This window comes from Streptosporangium carneum, assembly GCF_027922005.1.
GTDB lineage: Bacteria > Actinomycetota > Actinomycetes > Streptosporangiales > Streptosporangiaceae > Streptosporangium > Streptosporangium carneum.
The window spans coordinates 171,000-190,309 of the sequence record NZ_BSEV01000014.1; the positions used below are offsets into that span (position 1 = coordinate 171,000).

Annotated in this window: 19 protein-coding genes and 1 tRNA gene; 8 read left to right on the forward strand and 12 right to left on the reverse strand. The window is 70.8% G+C overall.

Annotated elements, in window-relative coordinates:
- Positions 1-52: 52 nt before the first annotated feature.
- The gene (locus PKF00_RS27170) at positions 53-634 is read right to left on the reverse strand and encodes a TetR/AcrR family transcriptional regulator (RefSeq protein WP_271220474.1); all 582 of its coding nucleotides are present in this window, start codon (positions 632-634) and stop codon (positions 53-55) included.
- 109 nt (positions 635-743) lie between these two features.
- On the opposite strand from PKF00_RS27170, the gene PKF00_RS27175 reads away from it, so the two are divergent.
- Positions 744-929: a hypothetical protein gene (locus PKF00_RS27175; protein ID WP_271220475.1), complete on the forward strand. Its 186-nt coding sequence runs from the start codon at positions 744-746 to the stop codon at positions 927-929.
- Between the two features lie 102 nt (positions 930-1,031).
- The gene (locus tag PKF00_RS27180; RefSeq protein WP_271220476.1) at positions 1,032-1,598 is read left to right on the forward strand and encodes a dihydrofolate reductase family protein; all 567 of its coding nucleotides are present in this window, start codon (positions 1,032-1,034) and stop codon (positions 1,596-1,598) included.
- Positions 1,599-1,675: 77 nt separating this feature from the next.
- Here PKF00_RS27180 and PKF00_RS27185 read toward each other — a convergent pair whose 3' ends face one another.
- Positions 1,676-2,068, reverse strand: coding sequence for a hypothetical protein (locus PKF00_RS27185; RefSeq protein ID WP_271220477.1), 393 nt, complete (start codon positions 2,066-2,068; stop codon positions 1,676-1,678).
- Between the two features lie 140 nt (positions 2,069-2,208).
- Between PKF00_RS27185 and PKF00_RS27190 the strand changes: the two genes are divergently transcribed.
- Positions 2,209-3,390 (forward strand): AfsR/SARP family transcriptional regulator, encoded by a 1,182-nt coding sequence (locus PKF00_RS27190; RefSeq protein WP_271220478.1) that lies wholly within the window; start codon positions 2,209-2,211, stop codon positions 3,388-3,390.
- Here PKF00_RS27190 and PKF00_RS27195 read toward each other — a convergent pair.
- The 4 genes from PKF00_RS27195 to PKF00_RS27210 form a co-directional block, all read right to left on the reverse strand.
- Positions 3,387-4,154 (reverse strand): EI24 domain-containing protein, encoded by a 768-nt coding sequence (locus PKF00_RS27195; RefSeq protein ID WP_271220479.1) that lies wholly within the window; start codon positions 4,152-4,154, stop codon positions 3,387-3,389. The two genes, PKF00_RS27190 and PKF00_RS27195, sit on opposite strands and share 4 nt — an antisense overlap.
- 114 nt (positions 4,155-4,268) lie before the next feature.
- Positions 4,269-4,859: a Maf family protein gene (locus PKF00_RS27200; RefSeq protein ID WP_271220480.1), complete on the reverse strand. Its 591-nt coding sequence runs from the start codon at positions 4,857-4,859 to the stop codon at positions 4,269-4,271.
- 163 nt (positions 4,860-5,022) lie between these two features.
- The gene (ftsH, locus tag PKF00_RS27205; protein ID WP_271220481.1) at positions 5,023-7,020 is read right to left on the reverse strand and encodes an ATP-dependent zinc metalloprotease FtsH; all 1,998 of its coding nucleotides are present in this window, start codon (positions 7,018-7,020) and stop codon (positions 5,023-5,025) included.
- A 305-nt stretch (positions 7,021-7,325) separates the two neighbouring features.
- The gene (locus PKF00_RS27210) at positions 7,326-8,459 is read right to left on the reverse strand and encodes a hypothetical protein (protein ID WP_271220482.1); all 1,134 of its coding nucleotides are present in this window, start codon (positions 8,457-8,459) and stop codon (positions 7,326-7,328) included.
- A 124-nt stretch (positions 8,460-8,583) separates the two neighbouring features.
- On the opposite strand from PKF00_RS27210, the gene PKF00_RS27215 reads away from it, so the two are divergent.
- Positions 8,584-9,597: a DUF3616 domain-containing protein gene (locus tag PKF00_RS27215; protein ID WP_271220483.1), complete on the forward strand. Its 1,014-nt coding sequence runs from the start codon at positions 8,584-8,586 to the stop codon at positions 9,595-9,597.
- Between the two features lie 99 nt (positions 9,598-9,696).
- On the opposite strand, the gene PKF00_RS27220 is transcribed toward PKF00_RS27215, so the two are convergent.
- Both PKF00_RS27220 and PKF00_RS27225 read right to left on the reverse strand, forming a co-directional pair.
- A complete protein-coding gene (locus tag PKF00_RS27220; RefSeq protein ID WP_271220484.1) occupies positions 9,697-10,389 on the reverse strand; it encodes an aminoacyl-tRNA hydrolase in 693 nt (230 codons plus the stop codon).
- A 67-nt stretch (positions 10,390-10,456) separates the two neighbouring features.
- Positions 10,457-11,812 (reverse strand): MFS transporter, encoded by a 1,356-nt coding sequence (locus PKF00_RS27225; protein WP_271220485.1) that lies wholly within the window; start codon positions 11,810-11,812, stop codon positions 10,457-10,459.
- A gap of 227 nt (positions 11,813-12,039) precedes the next feature.
- Here PKF00_RS27225 and PKF00_RS27230 point away from each other — a divergent pair, with 227 nt between their 5' ends.
- Positions 12,040-13,761 carry an ABC transporter family substrate-binding protein gene (locus PKF00_RS27230; RefSeq protein ID WP_271220486.1) on the forward strand — a complete coding sequence of 574 codons (1,722 nt, stop codon included), beginning with the start codon at positions 12,040-12,042 and terminating at the stop codon, positions 13,759-13,761.
- An 81-nt stretch (positions 13,762-13,842) separates the two neighbouring features.
- Here PKF00_RS27230 and PKF00_RS27235 read toward each other — a convergent pair whose 3' ends face one another.
- Entirely contained in the window at positions 13,843-14,442 is a 600-nt protein-coding gene (locus PKF00_RS27235; protein WP_271220487.1) for a TetR/AcrR family transcriptional regulator, read from the reverse strand.
- Positions 14,443-14,527: 85 nt separating this feature from the next.
- Here PKF00_RS27235 and PKF00_RS27240 point away from each other — a divergent pair, with 85 nt between their 5' ends.
- The 3 genes from PKF00_RS27240 to PKF00_RS27250 all read left to right on the forward strand — a co-directional run bounded on the left by PKF00_RS27240 (position 14,528) and on the right by PKF00_RS27250 (position 16,830).
- Positions 14,528-15,172: a CatB-related O-acetyltransferase gene (locus PKF00_RS27240; protein WP_271220488.1), complete on the forward strand. Its 645-nt coding sequence runs from the start codon at positions 14,528-14,530 to the stop codon at positions 15,170-15,172.
- A gap of 52 nt (positions 15,173-15,224) precedes the next feature.
- A complete protein-coding gene (locus PKF00_RS27245; protein WP_271220489.1) occupies positions 15,225-15,617 on the forward strand; it encodes a DUF3224 domain-containing protein in 393 nt (130 codons plus the stop codon).
- A gap of 193 nt (positions 15,618-15,810) precedes the next feature.
- On the forward strand, positions 15,811-16,830 hold the full coding sequence (locus PKF00_RS27250) for a P1 family peptidase (protein ID WP_271220490.1): 1,020 nt from the start codon (positions 15,811-15,813) through the stop codon (positions 16,828-16,830).
- A gap of 274 nt (positions 16,831-17,104) precedes the next feature.
- Here the strand turns inward: PKF00_RS27250 and PKF00_RS27255 are convergent.
- The 3 genes from PKF00_RS27255 to PKF00_RS27265 form a co-directional block, all read right to left on the reverse strand.
- Positions 17,105-17,177: transfer RNA gene (locus PKF00_RS27255), tRNA-Ala, on the reverse strand.
- A gap of 108 nt (positions 17,178-17,285) precedes the next feature.
- Positions 17,286-18,755, reverse strand: coding sequence for a vWA domain-containing protein (locus PKF00_RS27260; RefSeq protein ID WP_271220491.1), 1,470 nt, complete (start codon positions 18,753-18,755; stop codon positions 17,286-17,288).
- Positions 18,756-18,888: 133 nt separating this feature from the next.
- On the reverse strand, positions 18,889-19,164 hold the full coding sequence (locus PKF00_RS27265) for a hypothetical protein (RefSeq protein WP_271220492.1): 276 nt from the start codon (positions 19,162-19,164) through the stop codon (positions 18,889-18,891).
- Positions 19,165-19,310 lie beyond the last annotated feature (146 nt).

The window sequence follows — 19,310 nt, forward strand, 5'->3', positions numbered from 1 at the left end:
CTGGGGATTGTCCTCCCGGTTGTCCACAGCCCCTGCGGATCTCGCGCCTCCGTCACCGCCCGGGACCCGGCACGACGCGTTCGACCAGGTCGGTGACCAGGTCGTGGATCTGCTCCTCGGGAAAGACGTCGGGCAGGGTCAGCCGCTCCAGGATCAACCAGTTCAGCGCCAGGTAGAGCGAGATCACGGTGGTCGCGTCGCCGGGCAGGCCCGACTGCGTGTGGTAGGCGATGTTGGCGTCGACGTCGGCGCGGATGCGCTCGGTGAGCAGGTGGCGCAGCTCGGGGCGGCGGGTGGCCTCCAGGCGCAGCTCCAGCAGCGCCAGGTAGCCGGACCGGAAGCGGCTGACGCGGTCCACCAGTTCGTGCATGAGCTCGGTGACCCTGTCGCGGTCGCGCGGCCCCTCGAGGGCGGCGGCCATCGTCGCCGAGTCGGGCTCCAGCCGCTCGTAGAAGCGGTGGCCGACCTGGGTGAGCAGGTCGTCGCGATTGTTGAAGTAGTTGGAGGCCGTGCCGTTCGGCACCCGCGCCTCGACGTCGACGGCGCGGAAGGTCAGCCCACGCGCTCCCTCCCGGGCCATGACCTCGATGGCCGCGTCGAGAAGCGCCGCCCGTCGTGCCGGGTTCTGCCGCATCGTGATCTCTCCTTGGGACGAGGTTGACACCACTGCGAGTGTAGTACTACGGTCTAACCACTCCAAGCAGAGTACTACATCAAGAGTGCCAACGAAGAGGAACCCGAAGATGCGAGTACAGCTCACCTCCCTGACCGCCCTCGTCCCCGCGCCGGCCTCCGCCGCCCCGTCGCGGACCGCGGCCCCGGCCTCGCCTCCCTTCCAGCGGCCCAGGCCGGACCACGGGCGACGCGCCCCCAAGCCGCGCTCGGCGCCGCGTCCCAGGCCCCTGCCCAAGCCCGGCGGCGCCCGATGACCACCCGCGCCACCCGGCTCAAAGGCCTCAGCGCCGCACACGCCCGGCCCGGAACACCTCAAGACCTGAAACCACTCGAGACAACTGTGAATAGGACTGGATATGCGAAAGCTCGTTTACTACATCGGCATGACCATCGACGGATTCATCGCCGGCCCTGACGGAAGCGTCGATTTCTTCCCGGTGACGCAGGACGTTCTCGACTTCATCGTCGAGGACTATCCCGACGCCCTGCCGACGCATGTGCGTGAACAGTTCGGCGTGGACGTCCCGAACCCGAACTTCGACGCCGGCGTGCAGGGGCGCCTCACCTACGAGCCCGCCCTGGAGATCGGGATCACCAGCCCGTACGCCCACCTGCGCCAGTACGTGGTCTCGGAGACCATGGAGTCGCCGGACCCCGCGGTCGAGATCATCTCCGCCGACGTGGCCGGCAGGATCCGGGAGCTGAAGGCCGAGAACGGCAAGGACATCTACCTGATGGGCGGCGCCCGTCTGGCGGGCGCCCTGCTCCCGGAGATCGACGCGCTCGTCGTCAAGCTCTACCCGGTGGTCGCCGGAGCCGGAACCCCTCTGTTCACCACCGACTTCTCCCCCACCCACTTCGAGCTCACGGGCAACCGCGCGCTGCGGAACGGCACGGTCATCCTCACCTACGACAGGAAGTGACCGTCGTGGCGGCACGGAGGCGGAGCGGGCCACCCGGGTCCGTGCGGTACGGCACGCGTGCCGTACCGCACGGAGTCCTACACGTTGCAGTAGACGCCGTTGGGCGCCTTGCCCCGCTCGCTGCTCTGGACGGCTCCGCCGACGACGACGTTCAGGCGGAGCCTGGCCCCCTTCCTCCCCTCGGCCACCGCCACGATCGCGCAGGCGTCCGGCTTCACCCTGAAGCCCTTGCTGAAGGGGAGGCGGACGCTGACCGCCTTGGTCGCCCTCTTCACCTTCTCCGTGTTCCCCAGGTCCTTCACCGCGACGACGGCGTAGCCGACGAAGAGCTTGCCGACCCTGGGGCCGGAGAGCTGGCTCAGGGTGAACACGGCTCTCTCGTCCGCCCGGTGCGCGGCGGCCGAGGCGGGGACCGTGGTGAACATCAGACCGGCGGCGAGGGTGGCCGCCAGCGCGTACGTGCGCTTCATCGCAAGTCCTTTCGTCGTCGAACTTGAGCGGCACCGTAGACATATCGGGTTGCGCAGGCCGTATACCGGACCGTATAAATGGATCTTCACCAGGCATTTCCCACGGAACTCATCAAGTATTTCCCTACGGAAAAAAGGGCATGGAATTCCGGATTCTCGGCCCGCTCGGCATCGCCCATGACGGGAACGAGCTTCGGGTGCCCGCGGGCAAGCCGCGACTGCTGCTGGCCATGCTGCTGTGCCACCCCAACGAGCCGGTCCCGGCCGAACGCCTCGTCGACGCCCTCTGGGGCGCGAGCCCGCCCAAGTCGGCCGGGGACAACCTCCGTGTGTACGTGTCCCAGCTCCGCAAGGCCATGGGCGACAGCACCCGGATCGTCCGTGAGCCCCGGGGCTACGCGCTGACGGTCGAACCGGGTGAGCTCGACGCCCACCGCTTCGAGGAGCTCCTCACCACCGCCCGCGCCTGCGCCGACCCCGCGCGGACCGGCGCGCTCCTGCGCGAGGCGCTCGCCCTGTCCCGCGACGCCGCCTTCGCCGACGTCGAGCACGCCGATCCCATCGCCAGGATGGCACTGCGGCTGGAGGAGCAACGGGCCGCCGCCGCGGAGGAGGCCGTCGAGGCCGACCTCGCGCTGGGCCGCGACGCGGAGGCCGTCGCCGAGCTGCGCTGCCTGGTCCATGAGCACCCGCTGCGCGAGCGACTCCGCGCGCAGCTGATGATCGCCCTGTACCGCTCGGGCCGCCAGGCTGAGGCGCTCGCGGCCTACCAGGAGGCGCGCAAGGCGCTCGTCGACGAGCTGGGCATCGAACCGGGGCCCGCCCTGCGCGACCTGGAGACGCGCATCCTCAACGGCGACCCCGCCCTCGACGCCCCCTCGCCTCGCCTTCCCCAGGAAGCCTCACCGCCTCCCGCGAAGGCCCCGCCGCGGGCGAACTGGGAAAGCTGGCTGTGGGCGGTCATCCCCCTGCTGAGCTGCGGGTACGGCACGCCGTGGGCGTTCGTGTACGCCGCGGTCAGGCGGCGTTCGCCCGGCCTGGCCCTGTCGGCCCTCGCCTACCTGGGACTGTGCGGCGTCTTCCTCGTGACGCCGTTGAGCGACGACGACGGACTGAACAGGCTGGACGTCGTCCCCATGCTCGCGTTGATCAGCCTGTGGCTCGGCGGAACCTGCCACGCGGTGCTGGTCAGGGAGCACGTCTTCGCCCCCACGCCCCCCTCCGAGCAGCCGCGGTGGACAAGGACGGGGGGCGAGGTGGGCCTCGCGCTCTTCGTCCTGGTGGCCGCGGCCGGATACGTCTGGCTTGAGCCGCCCGGCTAGGGCCGGAGCTGCGGGGCGGGAGCGGCCAGCCTCATCCGGACCATGACGGCCGCGCCCGCCACCGCGGCGGGCATCGCCACGACCGAGGCGAGCGGGATGAGGAAGATCAGGAAGAGCAGCACGCCGAAGCCGAGCGCGGAGGCCTTGTTCCCGCGCAGGACGGCGAACCGGCTCCTGCGCGCCAGGCCCCTGCGCTCCATCGCCAGCGCGGTGAGCTCGACCGTGAGGAAGAACCCCGAGACCAGGGCTCCCAGCACCGGGACGACCGTCTGCCCGATCACCGGGACGAAGCCGAGGAAGAACAGGGGAACGGTGAACAGCAGCACGTATCCGAGGGTGACCAGGCTGTCCTTGATCGACCTGGGGATCGACTTCCACAGCGGGAGCTCGTGGCCGGTCGGCAGGTCGCCGTACGTCAGCTCGACCTGCTCGGAGAGCTTCTCGTAGAAGGGCTCGCCGACGATCAGCGTCACTGCGGTGAAGGTCACCACGAACAGAACCACCCCGGCACCGAAGATCACCAGGCCGACCAGTGCCCGCAGGGCCGTTCTCGCCGCCTCTCCCCACCCGTCGGCGAACGGCGTCGCCCAGTCGGCGACGTCGACGGCGTTGGTGCCGAGCCAGTAGAGCCCCGCGGCGTAGGCGATGAAGACGAGCAGCGCGGGGATCAGCCCGAACAACCACCACCGGGGGTTCCGCGCGACCCAGCGCAGTCCCTGGAAGAAGAACCCCATGCCCTCCACAAAGGAGCGGAAATGACCCATGCCCGGAAGATTAGCGGGAACGGTGGATCACCGTGCGAGGGCGGCGGGGACAGCCGTCGCGTGCTCGCCGTACGGGCTCTCGAGGGCGGCCGGGTGGAACGCGGCGAGAGCGGGTCAGCGTCGCCAGAGGGCGGGCACGGAGAAGCCGAGCGCGGCCATGAGGCGGCGCAGGAGCGGCAGGGAGATGCCCAGCACGTTGCCGTGGTCGCCGTCGATGCCCTCGACGAACCAGCCTCCGAGACCGTCCAGGGTGAAGGCGCCCGCGACCAGCAGGGGTTCGCCGCTCGCGACGTAGGCGGCGATCTCCTCGTCGCTGGGAGTGCCGAAGCGCACGACCGTGGCCCCGACCTCGGCCGCCTCCCGGCCGTCCGTGGTGTCGATCACGCAGTGACCGGTGAGCAACCGGCCCTGGCGGCCGCGCATGAGCCGCCAGCGGGTGACGGCCTCCTCGGGCGAGGACGGCTTTCCGTAGGCCCGGCCGTCGAGCTCCAGCATGGAGTCACAGCCGATGACCAGGCCCGCGGTGAGGTCGCGCGCGACCACCGACGCCTTCGCGCGGGCCAGGGCGAGGCAGAGCTCCTCGGGGCTGTCCGCGGTGACGGCCTCCTCGTCGACTCCGCTGACGATCACCTTGGGGTCGAGGCCGGCGCTGCGGAGCAGGGCGAGACGGGCGGGCGAGGCTGAGGCGAGAACGATCTGGGTCACGCCGATCGAGCCTAGCGCGGGTCCGGCCTCCCGTCGTCCGCGCACCGGGACGCCCACCCGGACGCCCACCCGGACGCCCACCCGGACGTCCACCGGGACGCCCGCAGCGACGCCCGCCGCCCGCACGGCGCCGCGTCCGCCGGCGGCAGGCGTGGCACGGCTGTCACCTCGGGCTGCGCAGCTCGGACCCGGAACCGGACGGGGACGGCCCGCGCGCCGCGCCGGGAAGTCCCGCGGCGGCGTAGGCTTCGGCCTCGCCCAGGGTCTCGTGTTCGAGCAGGGCGATGACGATGCCGTCCAGGCGTTCGCGGTTCTCCTTCAGGACGTCCTGGGCGATCTCATAGCACTCGTCCACGATGCGCCGGGTCTCCTCGTCCACCGCCGCGAGAGTCGCCGGAGCCGCGGCGGGCCGGCTGTCGCCCGAACCGGGAAGGATGGTCAGCGGACCGATCCTGGGAGACATCCCCCAGCGCCCGACCATGCCCCTGGCGATCGCGGTGACCTGTTCCAGGTCGTTCTCCGCGCCGGTCGTGATCACGCCGTACACGATCTGCTCCGCGGCCATGCCGCCGAGGGCTCCGACGATGCGGCCTCGCAGGTATCTCTCGTCGTAGGCGTAGCGGTCGGTGTCGGGCGTGGAGAGCGTGACTCCGAGCGCGCGCCCCCGTGGAATGATCGAGATCTTCCTGACCGGGTCGGCTCCCGGCTGGAGCATGCCGAGCAGCGCGTGGCCCGCCTCGTGGTAGGCGGTGCGCCTGCGCTCCTCCTCCGGGATCACGACCGCGCGGGCCGTGCCGAGCTGGATCTTCTCCAGGGCGTCGGCGAAGTCACGGGCGTGCACCTTGTCGTTGGAGCGTTTCGCGGCGAGCAGGGCCGCCTCGTTGACGAGGTTGGCCAGGTCCGCTCCGGTCATGCCGGGACTGTTCTTGGCGAGCCGTTCCAGGCTCACGTCGTCGGCGAGCGGCACGCCACGGGTGTGAACCTCGAGGATCGCCACCCGCCCGCCCGCGTCCGGCGCCGCCACCATGACGGTCCGGTCGAACCTTCCGGGCCTCAGCAACGCCGGGTCGAGGATCTCGGAGCGGTTGGTCGCCGCGATCACGATCACTCCCTCCGAACCACTGAAACCGTCCATCTCGGTCAGGATCTGGTTGAGGGTCTGCTCGCGCTCGTCGTGACCGCCGACGGTGCTGCCACCGCGCGTGCGGCCGATCGCGTCGATCTCGTCGATGAAGATGATCGACGGAGCGACCTTGCGCGCCTCCTCGAACAGCTCGCGCACCCGCGAGGCGCCCACTCCGACGATCATCTCGATGAACTCGGAGGCGCTCGCCGAGAAGAACGGCACGTCGGCCTCGCCGGCGACGGCCCTCGCGAGCAGGGTCTTGCCCGTGCCCGGCGGGCCTGCGAGCAGCACCCCCTTGGGCAGCTTCGCGCCGAGCCTGCGGTACCTGTCCGGCCGTTTGAGGTAGTCGACGATCTCGGCGAGCTCGTTCTCCACCTCGTCGATGCCCGCGACGTCGTCGAAGTCGACCCGCACCTTGCCCGCGTCCACCGGCGTCGCCGACTTCGGCCTGCCCATGCCGCCGAGGCCGCCCGCTCCGCCGCCCATCATCCCGCCTGAGGAGCGCCGTACGAACCAGATCCACAGCGCCGCCAGGAACAGCACGGGCAGCAACGACAGCAACAGGTTGGCGAAGAAGCCTCTGTCGCCGGTGACGGGATCGGCCCTGATCTCCACGCCCGCCGCGGTGAGCTGCTGGTAGAGCTGGTGCTGGTCGGCGAAGACGGGCATCTCGGTGGAGAACCTGGTGTACGAGCGGTTGCCGCTGTCGGGATCCTGGGCGGCCTTCTTCAGCTCGCCCTGGATGGAGAACCCCTTGGCGTAGACGTTCTTGACGTTCTTCGCCTCCACCTGATGGGTGAACTGGGTGTAGGAGACCGTCTCGACCGCGCGGCCGTCGAAGAAGGACGAGATGAGGAAGAAACCCGCGTAGACCAGCAGGAGTGTGAGCGCGAAACGCCACCAGTTGATCCTCGGACGTCGCGGGGCGGGAGGTTTGGAGGGCAGTCCCTCCGAGCGCCAGGGCTTCGGCTCCTCCTCTTCGCCCGGTCCCCCGGTGTCGGGCCCCTTGCGGTCCTGAGACGCCGGTCGCTCCACGACCTCTCCCCCTTTCGCGGCCACGGGCCGCCTTCCGGCCGCGGGGGTCGTTCCCGGGAGCGGACGTGCCTCGGACGCGGCCGTCATCGCGTCCTTCGGCCGCCTGCCGCGCTCACCGCCGGGCCGGTCTCGCCGTGCTCACGGCCCTTCAGGCGACGCTCACGGCCCACCCGCCTTCAGCACGCCACGAGACGGTCCGCCGCGGGACGCCGGCCCGTCGTGAGGGACGGCGAGGAGGTCGGCCACGGAATTCCCCCGAGTTCCGTCAGGCCGTGCGAACACCGCGATTCCTGCCCAGCGGGCGACTACTTCAACCTGATGGAGGAGATGGCCGTGTTGATGTCGCGCCAGCGTGTGCGCTGGGCGTCCGGGATGGTCACGAAGACCATGGCGGGTTTGGCGTCAGGGACCTCGGTCACGGCGACGGCGGCCATCGAGGAGTGCGCCTTGCCCTTGACCTTGTACTTCACCCGGTAGGCGAGCAGCCAGCCGTGCTTGATGGGCTGGGAGGCGGTCCACGAGATCTTGGAGCCCCTGGGGTGGTGGTTGAGCGTCCATCGGGCGGCGAGCAGCGCGGTGTCCTTGGGGCGCGCCTGCACCTGGGTGGGCACGGGACAGCTCACGAGCATCGCCCGGACACCCGCGCCCCTCACCTTCGGCAGGACCTGCTTGGTGGAGAACGGCGAGGCGCCGAAGACCTTCCACGGCTTGCCGAACCGGGCGAGCGACACGCCTGACTTGGCGTCGTTCAGACGGCGCTTCGCCTTGTGGGCCTTGCCGGGCAGCCGGGCGAGCTTCCTGTCGCGCGGCAGCTTGGGAACGCGGGGGTCGGCGAGGGCGGCCACGACCGCGCTCCGGTCGCGCGCGACGGCGGGGCTCGCCGTCGGAGTCGCGACCGGGCTCGCGGACGCCGAGGGAGAACCGGAGATCGAGGGGGACGCCGACGGCGGAAGGACCCCGGACGCAGTCGCCGACGGAGGGACCGAGGGCGCCGCGGAGGCCAGGACCGCCGGGGGGACCGCGGAGGAGGCCGACGGCGCGGCCGACACCGGCGCGGAGGCCGCGGGAGACGTGGGGGACACAGGGGACGCGGGGGACACGGGGGACACGGTCGGAGAACTGGAACCGGGCGAGGGCGTCGCGGCAGGTGGCGCGGCGACCTGCCCCGACGGCGCCCCGCCCGGTTGATCGGAGGAGCCGAAGGAGACGAAGGCGACCACGGTGGCGACGGCCGCCAGGAGCACGGCGACGGACACGACCAGTATCCGGTAGATCACCCGCATCGGCAGGTCGCCGATGCGGGAGCGCTTCAGCGGCGACCTCGGCGGTCCGGGAACGACGGCCCTGGGTGGCTCGGACGGGGCCGCCTCTGCGGTCGCATACGTCGGTACGGCACCCGTCTCCCGGGTCCCCTGAGTCCCACCCAACCCATCGAGCACGATCGGGAGCGTACGACAAATCCGGTTTTCTCGCGCACGATCCCCATCACACTTAGGGAACGAGTGCCTGCCCGTCACCGGACCCGGTCCAGCGAGGCGGGCGCTCACCTGCCATGCTTCCAGCGTGCATGCAGAACGTCAGATAGAGCTGCGCTTTCACGTCACCTCCCGCGAGGCGAGGACCCACACCAACCTGTCCGCCGTCCGTTCCGACGGCCTCGGGCTGTGGCTGGCCGGCGACGAGACTGCGACCGTCGAGCACCTGACGCTCCGCGAGGGCCGCTACGACGAGCAGCTCACCTACGCCCTGGCCGACTTCGTCGACCTGCCCGCGGGCCCCGAGGACGAGGCCGACATCGAGGGGCTGGCCAGGACCGACGGATGGCTGTGGGCGATCGGCTCACACAGCCTCAAGCGCAAGCGGGTCAGGAGAGGCCACCCCGCGGGCAAGGCCCGCCGCAGGCTCGGGAGCGTCGTGCGCGAGGAGAACCGCTACATCCTCGTACGGCTGCCGCTCGTCGGATCGGTCCCGGTGCGCGCGGACGGCGGCAGGACGGCCGCGATCCTGTCGGGCCGGGGCAGGAACCTGGCCGACCTGATGATCGACGACCCGCATCTGGCCCCCTTCCTGAAGATCCCCAGCAAGGACAACGGCCTGGACGTCGAGGGCATCGCCGTCCTCGGCGACCGCATGTTCGTCGGCCTGCGCGGCCCGGTGCTGCGCGGCTGGGCCGTGCTGCTGGAGATCCGTCCCGAGACCGATCCCCGCCGTCCCGACCGGCTGCTGCTGGCCCCGATCGACGGCGAGCCGTACCGGACGCACTTTCTGAACCTCGGTGGGCTGGGCGTGCGCGACCTGTGCCCGCACGGGGACGACCTGCTGATCCTGGCCGGGCCGACCATGGACCTCGACGGCCCGGTCCGGCTGCTGCGCTGGCGGCCGGGGAGCACGCCGTCCGTCGAGCACGATCCCGAGTTCGTGATGTCCCTGCCCCACGGCGAGGGCGACGACCACGCGGAGGGGATCGCCGTGCTCGACGGCGAGCGCCTCCTGGTGGTCTACGACAGCCCGTCGGACACGCGTCTGACCCCTGAGGGGGGCGTGCTCGCCGACATCGTGAGCCTGCCCCTGGCCTGACGGTCCCGGCCGGGCGGAGGCGGCCCGGACCGATCCGGGCCGAGCGGCTCTGACGCGCGCCGATCCCGGCCGGGAGAAACCGGTCCGCGCCGATCCCGGTCAGGCGGATCTGAGCGGTCCCGAGCCCGCGGGCCTGAAGCCTCCCTGGCGCAGCCAGGGGGCGTCCGCGACGACCGTGCAGGACCCCGGGGCGATCTCGGTGAACCCGGCGTCCCTGACCGTCGGCAGGCCCGAGTCCACGAGCTCGGCCCACAGGGCGGGCTCCGCGGTCCGTACGGTCACCGCCAGCCCCCGCCCGCGCCACTCCCGCCTGGCCGCCTCGTCACTGCCCCACCAGGCGAGCTGTGCGGCGTGCCCCGCCTGGGCCATGGCCTTGCCCGCGGACATCTCCAGCCCCGGGTTGACCCAGAGCACCACGTCTCCTCGCGGCCCCGGCTCGACGGAGTCGGTCAGGTCGGTGCCGGAGACCTGGAGCCTGGACAGGTCCCTGGGCCAGTCGTCGAGCGGGACCGGCGGGTGGACGCGGACCTCGGCGGTGCCCGAGATGACGGTGATGCCGGGAAGGTCGAGCACTCTGCGCCACTCGGCCCCGCGTGCGCGCCGGACGACCTTCCTGATCCCGATGGTCTCCCACGACCTGACAGGCTCGGCCCACTCGCCGTCGCCCGTGGCTCGGGGGTCGTCGAGCAGCGTGAGCACGGCGAGCGCCGCCGCCTCCAGGGCGTCGGAGCGCTCGGGCGGGGTCGCCCGCTCGATCCGCACCACCAGCGGAAGCACCTTCTGACCGGTCACGCGACCTCCCTCGTCCGGCGCGCGGCCGATCCGGCGGCGTGCCCGCCCGCCGGCCCGCTCTCCTCGCTCACCCCTCCAAGGATGCCTTCTCCGCGACGTTCCCCGGTCGTGGGGCGTCGTCGCCCGACGGGGGCTCGGCCGGAAGGCGGCGGCCGCGGGCGTTCTTCGGGGTCCTGACGGCGACCGACATGAGGGCGGCGAGCAGGCAGAGGAGGCCCGCCGCGTACCAGGCGAGGTCGTAGGCGCCGAAGTGGTCGCGGGTCAGCCCCGCGCCGACCGCGGCGACGGCCGCGCCGATCTGGTGGGAGGCGAAGACCCAGCCGAAGACCACCGCCCCGTCGGGACCGTAGACCTGGCGGCACAGGGCCACCGTCGGCGGCACCGTGGCGACCCAGTCGAGGCCGTAGAAGACGATGAAGACGAGCATGCTGGGCTCCGTGGTCGCGCCGAACAGGCTGGGCAGGACCATCAGCGACAGCCCGCGCAGCGCGTAGTACACGCCGAGCAGGATCCGCGAGTCGACCTTGTCGCTCAGCCAGCCCGAGGCGATCGTCCCGGCGACGTCGAAGATCCCGACCAGCGCGAGCAGGCCCGCGGCGGTCGGCTCGGACATGCCGTGGTCGTGGGCGGCGGGGATGAAGTGGGTGCCGACCAGGCCGTTGGTGCTCATGCCGCAGATCGCGAACCCGCCGACGAGCAGCCAGAAGGGCCGGGTGCGTGCGGACCTCCACAGCACGGTGAGAGCGTGGGCGGCCACTCCTGTCGTCCTGGTCCTCGGCGGGGAGGCGACCGCGCCGGGGTCGGCTCCGAGGGCGGTCGTGCCCGCCTCGGCGGGGTGGTCGCGCAGCAGGAACCACACCAGGGGGACCACGACCAGGGCGGCCGCGGTGACCGTCGCGGCGGCCCAGCGCCACCCCTGGGCGGCCGCCAGGTGGGCGAGAACGGGCAGGAAGACGAGCTGGCCGGTGGCGCCGCCCGCGGTGAGGATCCCGGTGACCAGGCCCCGGTGGCGGACGAACCAGCGGTCGGTCAGCGTGGCGGCGAAGACCAGGGCCATCGATCCGGTTCCCAGTCCCACCAGGACTCCCCAGCACAGCAGGAGCTGCCAGGGGGCGTTCATCAGGACGGTGAACCCGCTGCCCGCCGCGACGAGCAGCAGCGCGCAGGTCACGACCCTGCGCATGCCGAAGCGCTCCATGAGGGCGGCGGCGAACGGCGCCGTCAGGCCGTAGAGCATGAGGTTGATCGAGACGGCCAGCGAGATGGCGCCCCGCGACCAGCCGAACTCCTCCTGCAGCGGGGTGATGAGCACGCCGGGCGTCGCTCGGAACCCGGCCGCGCCGAGGATGGCCACGAAGGCGACTCCCGCTACGATCCAGGCGCGGTGCAGCCCACGCTGACGCGTCTGAGGAGTGGTTGTCATATGGCCCATCATGGAGGGCGGCCCACCGGCTCCACGAGTGGCCCAAGTGTCAATATCCGCAAGAATCAGGCCATGAGGCGGGCCGTACGGAGGAGGCGTCCTACCTGGCCCGTCTCAGATGTACAACACCCGGCTTGTCCTACTTGTCGGAAATGAGGGATGATGCTCAGCTTTGCTCGACTGAGGCCGGCGGGGGAGCGTACGCCGGGCTACTAAGGAGTTCTAGCGTGTTCCATGCGCGGAGGTCTGGCAGGTTCCTGCCGGTGCTGGTGGGGGGCGTGCTCGTGCTGAGCGCCTGCGGAAGCGGCGACCCGGCGGGCACGGGGGCGGTCTCGGCGGGGGCCAGAAGCATCACCTACGCCTACGAGCAGGAGTTCCACTCCTACAACAACAACACGGCCGCCGAGAACGCCACGCGTAACGCGGGCCCGTTGCAGCGGGTGCTCACGGGCTTCTGGTTCTACGGCGAGAAGGGCGCGATCACCCCCGACAGGGACTTCGGCAGCTACGCCAAGACCTCGGACGACCCGCTGACCGTGGAGTACACGATCAGCGACAAGGCGGTCTGGTCGGACGGCGTCCCGATCGACTGCGACGACGTGCTGCTGTGGTGGGGCTTCAAGTCGGGAAAGATCAAGGGCTTCTCCACGTCGGGGACCACCGGCGTCGAGGACACCAGGCTTCCCGCGTGCGACAAGGGGGGCAAGAAGTTCTCCCTCGTCTACGACAAGCCCTTCGCGGACTGGGTGGCGGGCGGCCCCGGGGCGACCGAGCTGCTGCCCGCCCACGTGGTGGAGAGGCAGGCGGGCCTGTCCGAGGACGAGTTCATCGCCGCGGTCAAGGCGCGCGACGCCAGGAGGCTCGAGAAGGCCGTCAAGTTCTTCAACGACGGCTGGGTCTCCGAGGTCTCGCTGCCCCCGGCCGAGCTGATCCCGTCCTCAGGTCCCTACAAGCTCTCCAAGATGGACGCGGGACAGTCCCTGACCCTCGTCGCCAACGACAGATGGTGGGGCGCCCCGGCGGCGACCCCGACCGTCATCGAACGCTTCATCACCCTCGACGAGCAGGCCAAGGCGCTGCACGACCGCGAGGTCCAGATCATCGAGCCGCAGCCGGGTCCCAACGTGCTCAAGGAGCTGCAGAAACTGGAGGGCGTCAAGGTCAACGTCGCCGACCAGTACACCTACGAGCACCTCGACTTCAACGTCGACTCCAGCCCCTTCAGGGACAAGCGGCTGCGCCAGGCCTTCGCCAAGTGCGTGCCCAGGCAGCTCATCGTCGACAGACTGATCAAACCGGTCGCGCCGGAGGCCAAGCCCCTGGAGATCCGCAACGTGGCCCCGTTCCAGGCGAACGCCGCGGCGGTCATCGCCGCCTCCGGCGGCGCGGGCGTCTACGCCCGGCAGGACATCGAGGGCGCGAGGGCCCTGGTGGCGAAGGCGGGCAGGACCGGCGTCCAGATCAAGATCGGCTACCAGACCCCCAACCCGCGCCGCACCCTCGCGGTGCAGCTCATCATCGACGCCTGCAACAAGGCCGGCTTCAAGGTCGTCGACAAGGGCTCCGAGGACTTCTTCGGCACCGTGATGCCCGCCAACGGTTACGACGTGGCGCTGTTCGCCTGGTCGGCGTCCTCCCTGGTCAGCGGCTGGGCCTCCACCTACACCACGCCGAAGAGGTGCGACGGCGAGAACAAGGGCAACAACAACGGCTGCTACTCCAGCAAGAAGGTCGACAGGCTCATCAGGAAGCTGAACGCGACCGTGGACCTCGCCGCGCAGGACCCGATCATCGGGGAGATCGAGAAGAACCTGTGGGCGGACGTGGCCACCATCCCGCTCTTCCAGCACTCGAGCCTCACCGCGTGGGCCGAGGCGATCCACAACGTCGTCCCGAACCCCGCGCAGTCGACCATCACCTGGAACATGGACAAGTGGAGCCTGCTGTGACCCTCGGGAGCGGGTGCGGCGCCCACGCCTCCGCGGCGGTTCGCCCCGCCGTGCGCGGGCCCCGCCCCCTCGGCGTCCCGCTCAGCGCACGAACGCCCCTGCCTGCGCGGCGGCCAACGCCGCCTCCGCGGCCCGGTGGGCCGCGACCTCCTCGAGGGGCTCGCCGGTGACGAACAGCCGGTAGTACAGCGGCGCGCAGGCGGTCCGCACCACGTCGACCGCGTCGGTCCCCTCCGGCGCCTCCCCCCGCCGCACGGCCCTGGTCACCACCTCCGCGGCCAGGCCGTGCTGCGTCTCGAAGAACCCGGTGAGCGCCCGCGCGGCCTGCGAGGAGCGCAGCGCGGCCACGATCAGGTTCCGCGGGACGGCGCCGTGCTCGGGATCGGTGAAGCCCATGTAGATCACCCGAGTGATCGCGTGCAGGTCGTCACGGAGCGAACCGGTGTCCGGCACCTGCCACGGCTGTTCCGCCGAGCGGACGAGCACGTCGGCGATGAGCCCGTCGACCCCGCCCCACCTGCGGTACAGCGTCGCCTTGTGCACGCCGGAGCGGGCCGCTATCGCCTCGACGGTGAGTCGGTCGTAGCCCACGTCGGCCAGCTCGGCCAGGGTCGCGTCGAGCACGGCCGTCCGGATCCGGGCGCTGCGCCCGCCGGGCCGCCTGATGGGCTCATCCGACAAAGTCGACTCCAGTTGCTTTAGTGGCTGCCGGTCTGGCATGCTCATCATAACGCGACCTGTGTCGCATTATGAGTGAGAGGTGCCCATGACCGCCATCCCCAGCCCGGACACGCTCCACCCGTTGCCCGACCACCCCCGCGTGGTCATGCTCAAGCCCCTGGTCAAGGACCCCAGGATCGAGGTCGGCGACTACACCTACTACGACGACCCCGAACACGCCACGGAGTTCGAGCAGCGCAACGTCCTGTACGCCTACGGCCCGGAGAAGCTGGTCATCGGCAGGTACTGCGCGATCGCCACCGGCACGCGTTTCATCATGGCGGGGGCGAACCACCCGACGGCGGGAGTCTCCACCTTCCCGTTCACGATCTTCGGCGGCGACTGGGCCGAGCGGACCCTCGACATCCTGACGGCCATGCCGACCAGGGGTGACACGGTCGTCGGCAACGACGTCTGGTTCGGCTACGACTCGACGGTCATGCCGGGCGTCCGCATCGGAGACGGGGCCGTCATCGCGACCGGCTCCGTGGTCGTCTCGGACGTCCCGCCGTACGCCGTCGTCGGCGGCAATCCGGGCAGAGTCGTGAAGCGCCGCTTCGACGACGCCGACGTCGAGCGGATGCTGCGGGCCGCCTGGTGGGACTGGCCGGTCGAACTCGTCACCGAACACGTCCGCACGATCATGACGGGCACCCCGGCGGAAATCGAGGCCATAGCTGACAGCAGGTGACAGGTACGGGCGTCAGAGTGGGCTCGCACCTCGAAGAGCAAGGAGACCTCTCATGCCCCGTGCCGGCGGCACCTTCACCATCGACAGCTGGGACCCGCAGCCCTACGACGAGGCCGAGGGCGCCTCGCTCACCCGGGTCCACGTGACCAAGACCTTCGTCGGCGACCTGGTGGGCGCCAGCACCACCGACATCATCACCGCCGTGGCCCAGGCGGAGGGCTCGGCGGCGTACGCGGGCTTCGAGCGCTTCACCGGGACCGTGCACGGCCGCAAGGGCACCTTCGTGCTGCACCACACCGCCACGGCCGACGCGGGACAGTCGTCACTGAGCTGGACGATCCTTCCCGGATCGGGCACCGGCGAGCTCTCCGGCATCCGCGGCGGCGGCCAGATCGTCAACGACGACGGCGCGCACTCCTTCCACCTCGACTACGAGCTCGGCTGAGCCGCTCCCCCGCCGACGCGTCGGCACACTCCCGGCGTGCCGTCCGTCACGCGTCCCCGGGCGGGAGGCGTTCGGATGCCGGTCCAACGGACGCGGGTTCTTTCGTCCGGCGTGACGAGACCTCTGCGGCGCTCGCGGTCCATAATCCGTGGACCGGCATTGCGAGAGAGGCTGTCCCACCTTGGTTGACTTCGTGCGACACCAGCCGCGCGTCCGTCGTCTGCGAGACTTCGGGCACGCCGTCGGCCGCCTGACGCCGGGAACCCACAACGCCATCACGGACGTCGCGGGGGTCCTTGTCGGACAGACCACCCTCGTGGACGAGCAGAAGGGCGTCCACTCCGGGGTGACGGCCGTCGTGCCGAACGCGCTCGCCGACGCCCGAACCCTTCCGGCTGGATTCCACGTGGGGAACGGCTACGGAAAGTTCGTCGGCGCCACGCAGGTCATGGAGCTCGGCGAGCTGGAGACGCCCATCCTGCTGACCTCGACGCTGTCCACCTTCCGCGTGGCCGACAGCCTGCTGAGCTGGCTCATCGACCGGGCGACCGAGCCCGTTCGCTCCGTGAACCTCGTCGTCGGCGAGATCAACGACTCCTGGCTGTCCTCCGCCGATCCGCGCCCTGTCACGGCCGAGCACGTCTACGGGGCGCTCGACGGAGCGCACGACGGGCCGGTGGCGATGGGGAACGTCGGCGGCGGCACCGGGGCCGTCGCGCTCGGATTCAAGGCCGGCATCGGCACGGCTTCGCGCGAGGTGGCGCTGCGCGACCGTCAGGCGACCGTCGGAGTGCTGGTGCAGGCCAACATGAGCGGAGACCTACGGCTCCTGGGGCGCACGATCACCCCCGAGAACCTGGGCCTCCGCCGCCCCGGACACGTCTCCGAGCGGGGCTCCTGCGTCGTCGTGATCGCCGTCGACGTGGCCTGCAGCGCCCTTCAGCTGTCACGGATCGCGGCCAGGGGCGTCTTCGCGCTCGGCCGGGTGGGCGCGGCGTTCAGCCACGGGAGCGGCGACTACGGCCTGGCCTTCTCCTCCGAACCCTCCGAGACGCCCAGGACGTTGAACCCGGCCGAGCTCGACGGCGTCTTCGCGGCCGTCATGGAGTCGGTCGAGGAAGCGGTGATCGACGCCCTGCTCGCCGCCAGAACGGTCCGTACGCCCTCGGGACGCGAGGCGATCGCCCTGCCGCACGAGGTGCTCGAGACCTGAGGCGGAGCGCCGGGCACCGTGCCTCCCCGCCCGCGGAGATCTCGACACGCCTCGACGGATCGCCGAGGACCAGATGGGCGTCAGGGGGATTCCCGCCGGAGCGACCGCCGCGGGACCCGCCCTGGACGCCAGGATGAACCAGCACTGACCTCACACGCCCGGAGAAGCTCGCCGACGGCCGCACAGGGTTGGAAACGAGAAATCCCGCCCGATCGGAGCGATCGGACGGGATCTCGTCGACTTCCTTCAGACCGTCTCGAGAACGGCCCAGGGGTGGAGCTATGGGGATTCGAACCCCAGACCTCCTCCATGCCATGGAGGCGCGCTACCAGCTGCGCCATAGCCCCTTGGTTTCGCGTGATGCCGCCCGGCTCTCGCCCAGCGGCACCACGCCAGTGTATAGGACAACGCGCCCTACTCCGTAACCGTCGGGGCGGGCGGTCCCGCCCCGACGGTCAGCGGAGCGACGAGGCGCGGGTGATCAGGTCGGCGAGCTCGGCCACCTCGGCGTCCTCCGTGGAGTCCGCCAGACGGGTGGCGTGCTCGGCGAGATCCTCCGCTCCGATCCCGGCCGGCGGCTCTCCGGTGCGGAGATGCTCGGCGAAGGCCGCCGCCACGACGTCCACCTGGAACCTCGGCGACGGCTCGCGCCACAGCGAGGCCGCCAGGTCCGCCGACTCCAGGGAGCGGGTGACCTCCCCGGGGGCGCGGGTGTCGGGGTCCTGCCAGCGCACGGTCGTCGTGGCCAGCTGGCCGGAGGCGCCCTCGCGCAGCCGTACCTCGTACAGGGCCGTCACCGAGTGGCCGGGGCCGATCTCGCCGCCGTCCTTGGAGTCGTCGCGGAAGTCCTCGGTCGCGATCTGCCGGTTCTCGTAGCCGATCAGGTGGTAGGACTCCACGGTCGAGGGGTTGAACACGACCTGCGCCTTGGCGTCTCGGGCTCGCAGGTCGAGGGTGGCGGCCAGCTGCTCGACGAACACCTTGCGCGCGTCGTCGACCGAGCTGACGTAGACCGCGGCGCCGTCGCCGTTGTCGGCGAGCTGCTCCATCAGCTGGTCGCCGTAGTCGCGGCCGACTCCCACGCACAGCAGGGTGATCTGCTTGCCCGCCGCCTCCTCGACCTGGTCGAGGATGCCCTGCCAGCTCGTGTCGCCGGTGTTGGCCAGGCCGTCGGAGAGCAGGATGACACGGTTGGTCGCCACCGACCGGAAGGCCTTGGCCGCCTCCGCGTATCCGGTGGTCATCCCCGCCTCCAGGTTCGTCGACGCCCGTGCGACGAGCCGTTCGACGGCCGCGTTCAGCACCTCCTTCTCGGTCGCGGGGGTCATGGACAGGACGACCTCCGCCTCGTCGCTGAAGGCCACGATGGAGATCTGGTCTCCCGGCCCGAGCTGCTCGATGAGCTTGTGCAGGGCCTCACGGACCAGGTCGAGCCTGCCGACGTCGCCCATCGATCCGGAGACGTCGACCACGAAGGTCAGGTTCGCCGGACGCCGCGCCTGCGCCTGCGCCTGCCGGGTTCGCAGGCCGACCCGGAGCAGGGCCGTGCCGTTGCCCGGCGTCCGTGCGCCGTCCATGTGCACGGCGAAGCCGTCGCCCTCGGGCTCCCGGTAGTCCTGCCGGAAGAAGTTGACGAACTCCTCCGGCCTGACCCTGTCCTTCTCCGGCAGCCTGCCCTCCTTGAGGGCCTGTCTGGCGTAGCCGTAGGACGCGGTGTCGACGTCGAGGGCGAAGGTGGAGATCTGGTCGACGTCGGTGTCCCTTCTGCCGGGGGCTCCGATGTCGTGTTCCTGGGCCGTCGACGGCGCCGCCTGGCCTGATCCGCTTCTCGGTTGGCTGTCCGCCGTTCTGCCGTCCGAACCGCAGGAGGCGGTGAACAGCAGAACGACGACGGCGAGAACGACGGCGAGCGTGCGGGAATTCATGTCGCCTCCACGGGAATGTCGCCTTCACAGGATGTGTGCCACTCCCTACGACGACTCCGTGCGCGCGGCCGCCGGGCGCTTGACCCAAGCGAGTGCAAACCGTGCCCGGCACGTGATCGGAATCTCCCGCCGGTCAGAGCCCTCCCGCGGATCGGGGTCCCCCGCCGGTCAGGGCTTCCAGCCGGATCACGATGTCGCCCAGGCCCATCAGGAAGACTGTGGTCATGGGCACGCCCATCGCGGGGCTGTCTCCTTCGAAGGCCCCCGGCTCCGACCAGGCGGCGAGCATTTCCCCGGCACGCCCCTCGAAGGCGGTGTGGTCGCCGTCCTGCGGCGGCGCCTCCTGCCTTCCGGGCAGCGCGGCGAACATCGCGGTCACCCAGGACAGGTGGGCGAGCAGCGCGCACACGTTGAATTCCGCACAGGGGTCGGCAGGCCAAGCTGATCGTCCCTGACCTCCCGGGCCAGAGCCGTTGTGCGGGTGAGGGCACGCGACAGCATTTCATTCATGCCGGTTATAGTTTCCCGCTTAATCCTGCTTCGTCTTGAAAAAAC